The organism is Silvimonas terrae (genome assembly GCF_014202765.1).
GTDB classification, from domain to species: Bacteria; Pseudomonadota; Gammaproteobacteria; order Burkholderiales; family Chitinibacteraceae; genus Silvimonas; species Silvimonas terrae.
Genome location: NZ_JACHHN010000008.1, coordinates 167,940 through 181,045 on the forward strand (window position 1 = coordinate 167,940; position 13,106 = coordinate 181,045).

General features: G+C 58.4%; 12 protein-coding genes. 4 read left to right on the forward strand and 8 right to left on the reverse strand.

Features of this window, described 5'->3' with window-relative positions:
* The first annotated feature begins 138 nt into the window (after nt 1-138).
* The gene (locus tag HNQ50_RS17720) at nt 139-873 is read left to right on the forward strand and encodes a substrate-binding periplasmic protein (RefSeq protein ID WP_184102535.1); all 735 of its coding nucleotides are present in this window, start codon (nt 139-141) and stop codon (nt 871-873) included.
* Between the two features lie 7 nt (nt 874-880).
* On the opposite strand, the gene HNQ50_RS17725 is transcribed toward HNQ50_RS17720, so the two are convergent.
* Nucleotides 881-2,473: an EAL domain-containing protein gene (locus tag HNQ50_RS17725; protein ID WP_184102536.1), complete on the reverse strand. Its 1,593-nt coding sequence runs from the start codon at nt 2,471-2,473 to the stop codon at nt 881-883.
* Between the two features lie 280 nt (nt 2,474-2,753).
* Between HNQ50_RS17725 and HNQ50_RS17730 the strand changes: the two genes are divergently transcribed.
* Nucleotides 2,754-3,386 (forward strand): flavin reductase family protein, encoded by a 633-nt coding sequence (locus tag HNQ50_RS17730; protein ID WP_184102537.1) that lies wholly within the window; start codon nt 2,754-2,756, stop codon nt 3,384-3,386.
* 611 nt (nt 3,387-3,997) lie between these two features.
* On the opposite strand, the gene HNQ50_RS17735 is transcribed toward HNQ50_RS17730, so the two are convergent.
* The 3 genes from HNQ50_RS17735 to ppa all read right to left on the reverse strand — a co-directional run bounded on the left by HNQ50_RS17735 (nt 3,998) and on the right by ppa (nt 6,119).
* Nucleotides 3,998-4,645 carry a DsbA family oxidoreductase gene (locus tag HNQ50_RS17735; protein WP_184102538.1) on the reverse strand — a complete coding sequence of 216 codons (648 nt, stop codon included), beginning with the start codon at nt 4,643-4,645 and terminating at the stop codon, nt 3,998-4,000.
* Nucleotides 4,646-4,764: 119 nt separating this feature from the next.
* Nucleotides 4,765-5,364, reverse strand: a complete 600-nt coding sequence (locus HNQ50_RS17740; RefSeq protein WP_184102539.1) for a hypothetical protein — start codon at nt 5,362-5,364, stop codon at nt 4,765-4,767.
* Nucleotides 5,365-5,591: 227 nt separating this feature from the next.
* Nucleotides 5,592-6,119 carry an inorganic diphosphatase gene (ppa, locus tag HNQ50_RS17745; protein WP_184102540.1) on the reverse strand — a complete coding sequence of 176 codons (528 nt, stop codon included), beginning with the start codon at nt 6,117-6,119 and terminating at the stop codon, nt 5,592-5,594.
* Between the two features lie 268 nt (nt 6,120-6,387).
* Here ppa and HNQ50_RS17750 point away from each other — a divergent pair, with 268 nt between their 5' ends.
* Nucleotides 6,388-9,063, forward strand: coding sequence for a bifunctional acetate--CoA ligase family protein/GNAT family N-acetyltransferase (locus HNQ50_RS17750; protein ID WP_184102541.1), 2,676 nt, complete (start codon nt 6,388-6,390; stop codon nt 9,061-9,063).
* Nucleotides 9,064-9,145: 82 nt separating this feature from the next.
* Here HNQ50_RS17750 and HNQ50_RS17755 read toward each other — a convergent pair whose 3' ends face one another.
* Both HNQ50_RS17755 and HNQ50_RS17760 read right to left on the reverse strand, forming a co-directional pair.
* Nucleotides 9,146-9,757, reverse strand: a complete 612-nt coding sequence (locus HNQ50_RS17755) for an HdeD family acid-resistance protein (RefSeq protein ID WP_308419182.1) — start codon at nt 9,755-9,757, stop codon at nt 9,146-9,148.
* Nucleotides 9,758-9,965: 208 nt separating this feature from the next.
* On the reverse strand, nt 9,966-10,670 hold the full coding sequence (locus HNQ50_RS17760; protein WP_184102543.1) for a pirin family protein: 705 nt from the start codon (nt 10,668-10,670) through the stop codon (nt 9,966-9,968).
* Nucleotides 10,671-10,779: 109 nt separating this feature from the next.
* On the opposite strand from HNQ50_RS17760, the gene HNQ50_RS17765 reads away from it, so the two are divergent.
* On the forward strand, nt 10,780-11,700 hold the full coding sequence (locus tag HNQ50_RS17765; protein WP_221303243.1) for a LysR family transcriptional regulator: 921 nt from the start codon (nt 10,780-10,782) through the stop codon (nt 11,698-11,700).
* 107 nt (nt 11,701-11,807) lie between these two features.
* Here HNQ50_RS17765 and HNQ50_RS17770 read toward each other — a convergent pair whose 3' ends face one another.
* Nucleotides 11,808-12,374, reverse strand: a complete 567-nt coding sequence (locus tag HNQ50_RS17770) for a YceI family protein (RefSeq protein ID WP_184102544.1) — start codon at nt 12,372-12,374, stop codon at nt 11,808-11,810.
* Nucleotides 12,375-12,461: 87 nt separating this feature from the next.
* On the reverse strand, nt 12,462-13,031 hold the full coding sequence (locus tag HNQ50_RS17775) for a YceI family protein (RefSeq protein ID WP_184102545.1): 570 nt from the start codon (nt 13,029-13,031) through the stop codon (nt 12,462-12,464).
* Nucleotides 13,032-13,106: the final 75 nt, after the last annotated feature.

Here is a 13,106-nt window from a genome sequence, read left to right on the forward strand (position 1 = left end):
TGACGCCAGCGGGTTTTTTTATGGGTGTCTCTTTGATGTATGGCGCCGCACGCAAGCATTTGCCGCAAGCAAGGTCTTGTCTGATATTGATGGGTATGTTGTTGTCATAGCCGCAGAATACTGGAAAGGATGTTGGCCATGCGGGAGTTGCTGCTGCTGGCGCTGCTATCACCGTTTTACCTGTTGCCCGCGCAGGCACAGACGATTGTCGTCGGTGCGGAGGATGACTGGTATCCGTATTCCGGCAAAGTAGGGGGTGAGGCGCAAGGCATGGCCGAAGACATTGTGCGGGCCGCGTTTGCAGCCAGTGGCGTCGATGTGCGCTTTGTGTCTTTGCCCTATGCGCGCTGTGTCCATATGGTGCGTACCGGTGAACTGGAGGCGTGTTTTGATACCTCCCGCACCCGGGAAAACGAAGGCGATTTTCTGTGGCCAGCTCGCCCCATGTTTACCAGCAAGGCCCTGATTTATGCCCGCGCAGACTCGCTGGACCATGATCTTGGACCCACCGCCTTGCATGGCAAGCATGTGGCCGTGACCAACGGCTATGAATATGGCAGCGATTTTGATGGTGACGTCACAGTCACCCGCGAAGTCACCAATCAAACCATCTACAGTTTTCGCATGCTGGCGCTAGGCCGCGTGCAGTACGCACTGGCGTTTGAAAAAGTGGCCCGCTATCTGATCGATACACACCCGCAAGAATTCTCTGGCAAGGTCAAAGTGGTGGGGCTCAGTGCAGAAACCCAGCTTTATTGCGTGTTTTCCCGCAAGTTTCCGGACGCCGCTACCGGTCTGGCACTGTTTGATCGTGGCTTTGCCACCATTCAGGCCAACGGCACGTATCGCGATATCCTGGCGAGTTGGCGCTAAGACGCACTTAGACCAGGTCTTCCATCTTGCGGATGACCGACTTCATCGACCGCAGTTTTTGGGCCATTTCTGCGGGGGGAATGGCGCGTGAGAACAGCCAGCCCTGGGCGTATTGCACGCCGTGCATGCGCAAGAATTCGGCCTGTTCGGTTGTTTCTACCCCTTCCGCAATGCACTGCAGGCGCAGCGAGCGCGCCATGGCGATGATATGCGCCGGCACGTGGCTGGCGGCGGCATCTTTGCCGATGGTATCGGTAAAGGATTTGTCGATCTTCAGGTAATCCAGTTGCAGGGTCGTCAAGTAAGACAGGCTGGAGTAACCGGTGCCAAAATCATCAATGGCGACGCCGATGTCCAGCGAGCGGATGTCCCGGATAATGCGGCGGGCTTCTTCTGCATTGATCAGTCCGCGTTCAGTGGCCTCAATGATCAACTGACCGGGTTTGAGCCCGGTGGTGCGCAGCAAGCGGTACAACAGCCCCACAATCTGGTCGCTGCCAAAATCCGCCGCTGACAAGTTGATGGCGACGTGAAAATCCTTGAAGGCTTTGAAATGGTGATTGATGTCGTATGTCACCAGTTCCACCACGCGCTCGGTGATCTGGGTGATCAGCCCGGCACGCTCGGCCTCCGGGATGAAAATATCGGGCGGGATCATCTCCCCATTGATACGCCGCCAGCGGATCAACGCCTCCGCACCCACCCAGCGGCCGGTATGCAAATCCACCACCGGTTGATAGACCAGATGAAACTCATGTCGCTTGAGCGCCGTGCGTATCATGGTCTGCATGGTGGTCTGATGTCGGGCAATCCACGCCAGCACCGTGATGAGCAACAGCGCGGTCACGGCACCCAGCGGCACCATCACCAGCGCCAGTTTGCGCACGTTTTGCGTCAGATACACCACCGGCGTCGCCACCACCGCCACCAGGTTGTACTGCGCGGACCGGCGCATGGCCACCACATAATCGCCATCCAGAAAGGACGCGCTTTGCGCGCTACCCAGCCGCTCCAGCCATGCCGGGTTGATATTGCCGTTGGAAGTGACAAGCTCGGTGGCGCCGAGATAAAACACGCCCTTGAGCATGCCATCGGTGTGGGTATCGATATCCAGGGCGACGTCGCGCGCCATGATGGCGGCAAAACCGTCTTTTTCGGAAATCCGCACATCAAAGCCGGTGGCAATGGGCAAGCGCACCGCCTTGCGGATCGACACACCCTTGGGGGTGATCATATCCGGCTCGCCAATCGACAACCCGTTGCCCTGAATGCCCAGCGACGAGCACACCAGGCTGTTGCCGGCCACAAAACCCACCGCCCGCAGATAGCTGGAACTGAAGGCCAGTTGCCGCATCAGGTCAATGCTGTTTTCAGAGCAAGGATTGTCGGCATGCGCTTTGACGAGCGCATCGTGCATGTCAAAGAACTGCTTTGCCACGCTGTCGGCCCGCACTTGTACATTGGTTGCCAGTTTCAGGGCCTCGGCCTGTTGCGCCTCCAGCCCGCGTGAACGGGCAATGCTGAGCGCGGCAAAGATCGGGCCGACCACGGCAATGATGGCGATCAGCGTGATCAAGCTGAAAGCCAGACGCTTATGCAAAACTCCCCCTTTGGTTTCCTGCGGAGTCGTTGCTCGCAGAAACCCTGACCCCTTATCGTCTCGCAGCGAGTGCGGACGATATTTATCTCTGAGCGATGAATGCCGGCTTGACCGCCGGTCGCCTGTTTTCCAACGAGTATATGACAATCGACTCATATGGAATCTGCCACGGCAGGCGGGTGTTGTTTTGCCCTGACAGGCGCAGGAAAAGCCGTCAGGACACCACAATATGCGGGTTGGAGGTGTATCGTTAACGCCCACTTTGCCCGTCGGAGGCCGCATGCAGGCGGATAGTCATTTTTACGAACCGAAAGACGGGCACGGCCTGGCCCATGACCCTTTCAATGCCATTGTCGGCCCGCGCCCGATCGGCTGGATTTCTTCCCGCGCGGCCAATGGCACGCTGAATCTGGCGCCCTACAGTTTTTTCAACGCCTTCAACTACACACCACCTATCATTGGCTTTGCCAGCGTGGGCGCCAAAGACACGCTGGCCAATATCCAGCAGACGGGTGAGTTCTGCTGGAACCTGGCCACGCGTGAACTGGCGGAACAGATGAACCAAAGCTGCGCTGCCGTGCCACCAGAGGTGAACGAATTTGAACTGGCCGGGCTGACCGCCGCACCCTCAAAGCTGGTGCAAGTACCCCGCGTGGCCGAAAGCCCGGTGTCGTTTGAATGCCGGGTGAGCCAGATTATCCGGCTGGCCTCGGCCGGCGGGGTCGAGACCAATACCTGGCTGGTATTGGGGGAGGTGGTGGGCGTTTACATTGCCCGCCATCTGCTGCGAGACGGGGTGTACGACACGGCGGCGGCCAGCCCTGTTTTACGTGGGGGTGGCCCGGCGGATTATTTTGAGATCAAGCCAGAGATGCTGTTCCGGATGTACCGACCGGGGCAAGAGCCGCGGTAGGTTTGGTTGTTCCGTTGCGAGAGAGGAGAGAGAAGCAGAGTCTGCTGCTTCTTGCAGGCAGCGGGGTTGGGGGTGTTTTTGAAGTTGCTGTTGTTTTTGACGTGCCTCCCTTTTGGCAGCGCCGCGCCTTGCGAGAAGCGTAGGGAACCCGAAGGGCGCTGTCGCAGGGTCGCCTTTTCTTTGGTTACTTTCTTTGGGGCCGCCGAGGCTGGCGAAGCACCTCGGCGGCCCCAAAGAAAGTAACGTGCTCCGGCTACCGCCGGTATCAAAACACCGCGCCGTCAGGCGCTAACACCCATCACAATCTTAACCAGGCCAGCTACCCCGGATTCCCGGCCACCCCGCTGCAACCGCCATTTGGTACATCAAGTGGCTTTGTGGGGGCACCCACCGAGGGGCGCGCCCTTCATCCGGGCTACGAAGTGGCTCCTTTCCGCAAAGGCCACCTGCGGTGGCCGGACTGGATTCCTGCTTCCGCAGGAATGACGAGTCAGCAGAGAAGAGTCAGTGGAGCAGGATAAGCGGTCAGGGCCTTAGCCTGTGGCGTAGCTGGATTCTCGCCTCCGCAGGAATGACAAGACAGTGGAACAAAGCCGGCTGCCCAAGCAGCCTCACGCCCCTGCCGCAATCTGCCGCAAAGCCTGTTCAAACACCTCTACCGGTTGCCCGCCCTGAATCAGATGTCGATCATTAATGATCACCGCAGGCACGGCATGAATACCGTTTTGCTGATAAAACAACTCCGCCTGGCGCACATCGCTGGCAAATTCATCAGATGCCAGGATAGCCCGGGCGCGTTCGGTATCCAGGCCCACTTCACCGGCTACGCGCAATAGCAAGGCGTGATCGCCAGGGTTCTGGCCGTCGGTGAAATACGCCTTGAACAGCGCGTGCTTGAGTTCGCGCTGTTTGCCCTCTTCACCCGCCCAGTGCAACAGGCGGTGCGCATCAAAGGTGTTGTAGATCCGGCCGCGCTTATCCATGTTGAACACAAAGCCCACTTCTTCACCCCGGGCACGAATGCCTTCGCGGTTTTTGGCCGATTGCTCTGGTGTTGAACCGTACTTCTGCGCCAGATGCTCGCCAATGTCCTGGCCTTCCGGCACCATTTGCGGGTTCAGCTCAAACGGCTGGAAATAGAGATCGGTTTCAATCTCAGGCCCGATCTGCGCTAGCGCGCGCTCCAGCGCGTTCAGCCCAATGGCGCACCATGGGCAAGACACATCGGATACAAAATCAATTTTCAGTCTGGAAGTCATCGTCATTGCCCCGGTTGGCGGTCCCGGCCACGCGCCGGCATGCCGCTTATCGTTGTTAGATGAGTGCCAGGGGCGCGCGCTTCAAGCCTGCCCGAACCGCGGCGTGTGAATACGCCAGCCTAGATGCCGACCAGGGTCTTGACGGCCAATACGTATTGGTCCGCGTGTTGCGCAGCTTTGTGCGACTGGCGCAGGCTGATGTTCCAGCGGGCAATGGCCGTTTTCAGTGAAACGGCATCGTGCACAGATTCGATTTCCGCAATCAGCGGCTTGGCCATCAAGCCCAGAAACTGCTGGGCGCTTTCAATCATCAATACTTTGACCTGATGAATGAGCGCGGTATCCAGTGCGTGGCCGGCTGGCGCGGGTGTCGCAGCGACGGGTTCGGCGGCCGGCGCAGCATCCACTACCGGGGCGGCAACCGGGGCAGGGGCGGGCGCTGCGACGGGTGTGGGGCGCGCTGCAGGTGCACTTTGCGGGGCACGCGCTGCCGCGTTGCTGCCCCCCTGGATAAACCCCATGCTGTGCAACTCTCCCAGCATGCGTTCCATATCCTCACCGGGCATCATGGCGCTGATGGCCGAGGTATCACGCGCACCATCCACCAGGATCAACGCACGGCGCAAACGCGCGGGCAGGCCGTGGGCGCGCTCGGTGATTTCAAGCGAACCTTTGTTTGTCTTGGTAAAGACACTTCTGGAGGCGGTAGCAGTCATCATCTTCCTCTCCCGGTCCTATGGTGCGTTGCAATATGGGGTAGTCGGCTGGCGAAGAGGGTAGGCGATTTATTTTACCGTTATATTAAGAAATACTTATTTGGTCGTCAGGAAGGGCCGTTTCCGACCAGGTGCGGGTTTGGCCTGGCGGCGGGCATGAAAAAAGCCAGTCGGGTGACTGGCTTTTGACTGTGCGGCTAAATCGCATCAGCACACAAAGGCGTGGGTAATCAGCCTTCGGCGCGCTTGATACCGGCCACGATCTCGGCGTGAGCGTCTTCCTTGTTGCCCCAGCCTTGTACCTTGACCCACTTGCCCGGTTCCAGATCTTTGTAGTGCTCAAAGAAGTGCTTGATCTGTTCCAGCAACAGGGCCGGCAGGTCTTCCAGCTTCTGGATGCCCTTGGTCATCTGACAGAGCTTGTCGACCGGAACCACCACCAGCTTGGCATCGATACCGGATTCGTCTTCCATCTTGAGCATGCCAATGGCGCGGCAACGGATCACGGCCGCCGGGATCAGCGGGAACGGGGTGTACACCAGGGCGTCTACCGGATCACCATCTTCGGCCAGGGTGTGCGGAATGTAGCCGTAGTTCATCGGGTAGAACATGCAGGTGCCCATGAAACGGTCCACAAACACGGCGCCCGATTCCTTGTCGTGCTCGTACTTGATCGGCGCTGCGTTGGCCGGGATTTCGATGATGACGTTGAAATCGTTCGGCACGTCTTTGCCGACGGGAATCTTGCTGATATCCATGAGTAACAATCCTGAATGTTCAGTGGGTGGAGTAATGAAAGAATAAATACAAACCGCGTGATTATAACGGCGTGCGCCCAACTGTGCAGGTCAGTCCGACCATTTGCGCAGGGTCATGGGGCAGAAATGGGCATGGAATATGCTTCAAGTAGCCGTTTTACCTGATCCCCGACGGCGCAGGCGGGTGGGGTTTTTCGCATATCATGACGAGTGAGTGCGACCCCTTGCTCGCGGCGCGTCAGTATATGCATGCCCAGGCCCAGACCCCATGAAACAACACTATCTCACGCCGCTGTTTGAACCTGCCTCGATTGCCGTCATTGGCGCGTCGGCCACCGAGGGCGCGGTGGGCACTACGGTGTTCGCCAACCTGCTGGAGGGCGGTTATCCGGGCTTGCTGTACCCGGTGAACCTCAAACACCCGGAAGTCCAGGGCCACAAAGCGCACAAGAGCATCAGCAAGATTGCCAAGCCGGTAGATCTGGTGATCATCACCACGCCGCAGCGTACCTTGATCGACATGGTGACCGAGAGCTGCCGCCATGGCGTCAAGGGCATTGTCATCATGTCGTGTGACTTTGTTGGTACGGCGGATAAATCCCGTGATCTGCTCGACAAGATTCTGGTCATTTGCCGCCAATACAACGTGCGTTTGCTGGGCCCGACCGTGTTTGGTCAGGCGCGGCCCGTCAGCAAGCTCAATAGTGGCAATTACGCCGGTGCCATCAAGCCGGGCAGCATGGCGCTGGTGTCCCAATCTTCTTCCGTGGCTTCGGCCATTCTGGATTGGGCCGAGTCCCAGGATGTGGGGTTCTCGTCGGTCATCTCGCTGGGTTCGGCTGTGGATATGGATGTGGGCGAGACGCTGGATTACCTCGTCTCTGATCCCAAAACCCGCAGCATTTTGCTGTATGTCGAAGATGTCAGCGACGCACGCACATTCATGTCTGCCTTGCGGGCGGCGGCGCGGACCAAACCGGTGATGGTGCTCAAAGTGGGGCGCTACGATGGTGGCGAGAAACTGGGGCGCACTCATTCAGAGCGGCTGATCGGCAGCGATGAGGTGTTCGACAACGCCTTGCGCCGTGCTGGCGTGCTGCGTTTGCGCTCCATCAATCAATTGTTCATTGCTGCGCGCGTGTTGCCACGCAACTACCGCACGCGCGGCCGTCGGCTGGCGGTCATTACCAACGGCATTGGCGCCGGCATGATGGCGGTGGACCGGGCGGGCGATCTGCATATTCCGCTACCGCGCCTGAGCCCGGCCACCATCACCCGGCTGGATGGCTTTTTACCGGCGCAATCCAGCCACGACAACCCGATCGACATTCTGGGTAATGCCTCTGCTGCCCGTTTTCATTCCGCGACCGAAGCCGCGCTGGAAGACGAAAACATCGATGGCGTGCTGGTCGTGTTCACGCCGCAAATGGGCACCGACCATATGGCCACGGCGGAGGCCATGATTACCCTGGCCAAAGCCACCGACAAACCGCTGTTGCTGGCGTGGATTGGCGGCAAGAAAGTGCAGGCCAGCCGCAAATTGCTGGCCAAACATAATATGGCGTTTTTCAGCACGCCAGAACACGCGGTCGAAGTCTTTTGGTCTTTGGCATCCTGGCAATACAGCCAGCAACTCTTGCTGCAAACCCCAGGCCCGCTGGGTGAGTGGGACGCGCCGGATATGGAGTCCGCCCGCATGATCGTCGACGCGGCCATTGGCAACGGCCGGGATATGCTCGATGAACTTGAATCCAAAGCCTTGTTGCGCGCGTTTCATATCCCCGTCACCACCACCGTGCGCGCCGCCACCGCAGAAGCCGCCGTGACTGCCGCCATGGGCGTGGGTCTGCCGGTGGTACTCAAGCTCGATGTGGTGGGCCTGACCCACAAAACTGATTTTGATGGCGTGGTGCTGAATCTGACCACGCTGATGGCCGTCTCGACCGAAGCCACGCGCATGTTGGCCCGCGCCCGAGAGCGTTTTGGCGACCGGGTGCGCGGCCTGACCGTGCAACCCATGATCAGCCGCAAAAACGGCAGGGAGCTGATGGTCGGGGCCACGCATGATCCGGCCTTTGGTCCGGTCATCAGCTTTGGGGCGGGCGGCGTGGGCGTAGAAGTCTTTAACGATGTGGCCGTGGCACTGCCGCCGCTCAATGATTACCTGGCCGATAACCTGATCCGCCGCACCCGCGTGAAGAACATGCTGGGCGAATTCCGTAACCGGCCACCCGCCGACGTGGAAAGCGTGAAGGATATCCTGCTGCGTATCTCTGAGATGCTGTGCGAGTTCCCGCAGGTACAGCACCTGGATATCAATCCGCTGATTGCCGACGAAAACGGCGCCATTGCGCTGGATGCCCGCATTTTGCTGGCCCCCGTCTCATCTGAAGCGCGCCGCTACGGCCATATGGCCATCCACCCGTACCCCTCGCATCTGGTTCAGGTCACGCAACTGAAAACCGGCATGCCGATGACTATCCGCCCCATCCGCCCGGAAGACGCGGAAATGATCGTGCGCTTTGTGGACGGGCTATCGGAAGAAACCCGTTACAACCGCTATATGAGCACGCTCAAGGCGCTCTCCCAATCGCAACTGGTGCGCTTTACCCAGATTGATTACGCCCGCGAAATGGCGTTGGTCTCCACCGTACAAGGTGACAAGGGCGAGATGATTGTCGCCGTGGCGCGCTTTGTGGTGAATGTGGATAACGATAGCTGCGAATTTGCCATCGTGATTGACGATCAGTGGCAGGGTAAGGGCCTGGGCGGACGGCTGATGGAAGTGCTGTTCAATGCCGCGCGGGATATGCGTTTATCGACGGTAGAAGGCGAAGTGCTGAGCAGCAACAGCAATATGCTGACCTTCATGCGGCGTCTGGGTTTTGAGATCCACAAACATCCCGAGGATGACGGGTTGAAGTGGGTGGTCAAACCCTTGTAGATTGGACCACCGCACATCCGGGTTGTGTCGCCTTTCCAGTTCCCCGGCGTTAAACGCCGGGGCCGGGTAGTTCACAACGATGTCAGAGGCGCCATCTGTGTAGACAATGGCCGGCAGTGATCTGGATAAGGCCATACGCAATGGTGGCCCCCCCAATCCAGGGTGTGACTGTCAGCAAACTGGCCGTGGACGAGGTCAGCATCAAGATTGCCAGGGCGATGCAGAGAATGCCGCTGAGGATAACGAGCCATTTCCCGTTGATATCTTTGCGCACCGCAAGCGCAAATGCCAGGCGGTAAATACCGGCTGCCAGTAGCCACACTGACAGGCATATGAACAAAATACCGGCGGTTGCCTCGGGTTGCGTGATCGCGATAATGCCAAACAGCATGGAAATGACCGAGTAAATCAGCAACCAGCCGTTGCACGCGTGCGCCTCGTTATCATAGAGGGCAAACATACCCGCAATGCCTTCTGCCATTGCTACAAAGCCGAAAGCCCAAGCCAGGTCGATGCCGGATTCCAGCGGCCAGGAGAGCGTGCTGAGGCCAAACAAGACTGAAATCACGCCAAAAACGACAAACAGCCACCAGGAGCGTTTTGCCTGATGCCATTGGGTCATTGAATATCCTTTCCATAAAATGGTTTTCAGCGCCGCGTTCGCTATTTCAAAAGGGAAAAGCACAACCGGCACCAGCAAGTGCGTTTTTGCCGCCCGCCCCATGCCTGTTGTGGATTGGGTGTGAGGGCAAGCAGGCAAGACGGGGCTGACGTTGCGATGTCTCGAACCCCGGAGCCAGGGAATACCAATGCGGTATTTGGAGGGTGGAATACGACCATAAAAAAACCGGCCGTTCCATCAGGAACGGTCGGTTTTGAGTTGCAACTCTGCGTGTTCAGGCTTATTGCAATTGCGGCAAATCAAACACCAGCACTTCAGCATCGGTCCCCTGGCTCAGCGTTACCGCGCTTTCCGCACGCAGCTTGGCGGCGTCTCCGGTCGTCAGCGCCTGGCCGTTCACCGTCACTGACCCGCGCGCCACATGCACGTACACAAGGCGTTCCGGGTTCACCGGCAGCGTGGTGGTTTCTGCGCCGTCAAACAGGCCAATGTACAGCTTTGCATCCTGATTGATCGTGACTGAGCCATTCTCGCCAGTCTCGCTGGCTACCAATCGCAACTTGCCCCGCTTGTCTTCTTCCGGGAAGGTTTTTTCCTCGTAAGAAGCCGGTGCAGCCTTGTTCGGGATGATCCAGATTTGCAAAAAATGCACCCCGTTGGTTTTGGACGGGTTGTATTCCGAGTGCACCACGCCAGTTCCGGCGCTCATGCGCTGCACGTTGCCCGGCTTGATGATCGAACCATTGCCCATGTTGTCCTTATGCTCCAGCTCGCCTTCCAGTACGTAGCTGATGATTTCCATATCGCGGTGCGGGTGAGAGCCAAAGCCCTGGCCGGCGGCGACACGGTCTTCGTTAATAACGCGCAAGGGGCCAAAGTGCACGTGGTTGTTATCCTGGTAACCGGCAAACGAGAAGCTGTGCCAGCTATCCAGCCAGCCGTGGTTGGCGTGGCCGCGGTCTTGGGCTTTGCGTAGCGTGATCATGGTGTAGCTCCTTCAGTTGCGTTGAACATGTGATGTATTATATTCAAGATATTGGCAAAGATAAGCGCCGATCTGCATAACTCTATTGCGTAATTCGGGATAATTATTCATGTTGCGCCTGAATCTGGAAGCCCTTGAAATACTCGATGCCATTGCCCGCAAAGGCAGCTTTGCCGCTGCGGCGGAAGAGGTGCACCGCGTCCCCTCGGCCGTTACCTATATCATCAAAAAACTTGAAGATGAGATGGGCGTGCAACTGTTTGACCGTTCCGGCCACCGCGCGCGGCTGACCCCGGCCGGGGAAACCCTGCTGGAACAAGGCCGCCATTTGCTGCGGGCAGCATCGGACCTGGAGTACCGCGTCAAACGGGTGGCGACCGGCTGGGAGCCAGAGCTGCGTATCGCCATCGATACCATGGTGCCGTTCTCCGTCATCACGCCGTGGATTCAGGCATTTGACCAATGCAATTCTGGTACGCGGCTGCGGTTTTTGCACGAAGCCCTGGCCGGTATGTGGGACGCCCTGATTGATCACCGCGCTGACCTGGCCATTGGTGTCTCTATGGATACGGCGCACGGCAGCGGCTTTACCAATCATGATATTGGCGACGTCGAATTTGTGTTTGCGGTGGCGCCCACGCACCCGTTGGCGCAAGTGCCTGATCCCTTGCCGGCCGATCTGATCCAGCAATACCGGGTGATTGCCGTGGCCGATAGCTCGCGCTCGCTGGTGCCGCGGACGGTCAATATTCTGCAAGGGCAAGAAACGCTCACGGTGCATGATGCCCGCACCAAATTGCAGGCCCAGTTGGCGGGTCTGGGCTGCGGTTATTTGCCGCGCTGCATGATCCGGCAGGAGCTGGCAGCAGGGCGCTTGATCGAGAAAACCCCGGCTGGGCCGCAGCATGTGCCGCGTTTTCACGCCGTCTGGCGCAACAACCAGCCGGGCAGGGCGCTGGCCTGGTGGATAGACCGGCTGCGCACGGATACGCGCATCTCTGACTGGCTGGCTGGACGGCTGGAGTGCTGACGGCGGCGCAGGCATGATGAAAAAAGCCCACGTGTTTGCGTGGGCTTTTTTGCGACCAATGCGTGGCGAAAGTGCGTGGTGAAGGGGGGCCCTCTTCGCCGTGCAAATTACTTGGCGCCAGCTTCAACCGGAATAGTCAGCTTCACTTCGTCCGACACGGCCGGGACGAAGGTGGTCATGCCAAAGTCGCTACGCTTGATGGTGGCGGTGGCTTCAGCGCCGCACCAGTACTTCTTCATCATCGGATGATCGCCGCAATGGAAGTTGGCGATGTTCAGGGTCAGCGGCTTGGTCACGCCCAGCAGGGTGAAGTTACCGTTCACGGCCACCAGCTTGTCGCCGTCAAACTTGAAATCGGTCGACTTGAAGGTCATGGCCGGGAATTTCTCGGCGTTGAAGAAATCCGGGCTCTTCAGGTGCTTGTCGCGTGCGGCCCAGCCGGTGGACAGGCTGCTCACGTCGATGGAGACATCGAGCGAACCGGTTTTCTTTTCCAGATCAACCACAACCGTACCGGTGGCCTTGTCGAAACGACCCATCTGGTTGGAGTAACCAAAGTGACCAATTTCAAAGTACGGCTGGGTGTGGGAGGAATCCAGTTCCAGGGTTTGCGGGGCAGCAAAAGCTGCAGAGGCAACGCAAGCCAGGGCGATGGCAGCAAGTTTCAGTTTCATGGTTTTTCCTGAGTAGAGAGTAAATAAACTACGTGTTGATGGTTTGTTTTAACCCGGCCGGTGAGGCTGGCCGGGTTGAAGTCTGGTTCAGTTGGGCTTGCCCGCCAGAACCAGCTTGAACTTCACTGTGACTTCGTCGGCCACGGTGCCGGTGTCAGCCCATTCGCCATCACCGATCTTGTATTGCAGGCGCATCATGGGGAAGCTGCCTTCCACATCCAGATTGGCGCCGTCCTGTTTGGCGGTCAGCTGGGCCACGATGTCCTTGCTGACGCCTTTGATCGTAAGCTTGCCACGCGCCTCAAACTTGCCGCCGCCCAGCGCCTTGACGCTGCTGGCGACAAAGGTGGCTTTAGGGGTGGCAGTGGTGTTGAACCAGTCTTTGCCCTGGGTGGTCTTGTTGCCGTCGGCGCTGCCCACGTCAATGCTGGTCAGATCGACATTGATGGTAGCCTGGGTTTTTTCCGGCTTGGCCAGATCAAAGTTCACGTTGGCATCAAAGCGCTTGAAGCTGCCTTCTACCGGCACGTTCATTTGCTTGAAGGCAAAGCCGATTTTGCTTTGTGCCGGCACCAGTGTTTGCGCTGCCAGAGCAGACACGCTGGCAAGGCCAAGGCCGGCAGCCAGGATCACGGAGGTCAGAAAACGTTTTTTCATTGTCGGGTTCCACATAAATCAAATCGATCAGTCAAATCAGTCGTCGGACTGGATGTAACAGCGGGAATACGGGCT

What these genes read in the sequence shown, in the direction of transcription:
- HNQ50_RS17720 (WP_184102535.1), top strand. Translation starts at nt 139, where the DNA reads ATGCGGGAGTTGCTGCTGCTGGCGCTGCTATCACCGTTTTACCTGTTG.
- HNQ50_RS17730 (WP_184102537.1), top strand. Translation starts at nt 2,754, where the DNA reads ATGCAGGCGGATAGTCATTTTTACGAACCGAAAGACGGGCACGGCCTG.
- HNQ50_RS17735 (WP_184102538.1), bottom strand. Translation starts at nt 4,645, where the DNA reads ATGACTTCCAGACTGAAAATTGATTTTGTATCCGATGTGTCTTGCCCA.
- HNQ50_RS17740 (WP_184102539.1), bottom strand. Translation starts at nt 5,364, where the DNA reads ATGATGACTGCTACCGCCTCCAGAAGTGTCTTTACCAAGACAAACAAA.
- ppa (WP_184102540.1), bottom strand. Translation starts at nt 6,119, where the DNA reads ATGGATATCAGCAAGATTCCCGTCGGCAAAGACGTGCCGAACGATTTC.
- HNQ50_RS17750 (WP_184102541.1), top strand. Translation starts at nt 6,388, where the DNA reads ATGAAACAACACTATCTCACGCCGCTGTTTGAACCTGCCTCGATTGCC.
- HNQ50_RS17760 (WP_184102543.1), bottom strand. Translation starts at nt 10,670, where the DNA reads ATGATCACGCTACGCAAAGCCCAAGACCGCGGCCACGCCAACCACGGC.
- HNQ50_RS17765 (WP_221303243.1), top strand. Translation starts at nt 10,780, where the DNA reads ATGTTGCGCCTGAATCTGGAAGCCCTTGAAATACTCGATGCCATTGCC.
- HNQ50_RS17770 (WP_184102544.1), bottom strand. Translation starts at nt 12,374, where the DNA reads ATGAAACTGAAACTTGCTGCCATCGCCCTGGCTTGCGTTGCCTCTGCA.
- HNQ50_RS17775 (WP_184102545.1), bottom strand. Translation starts at nt 13,031, where the DNA reads ATGAAAAAACGTTTTCTGACCTCCGTGATCCTGGCTGCCGGCCTTGGC.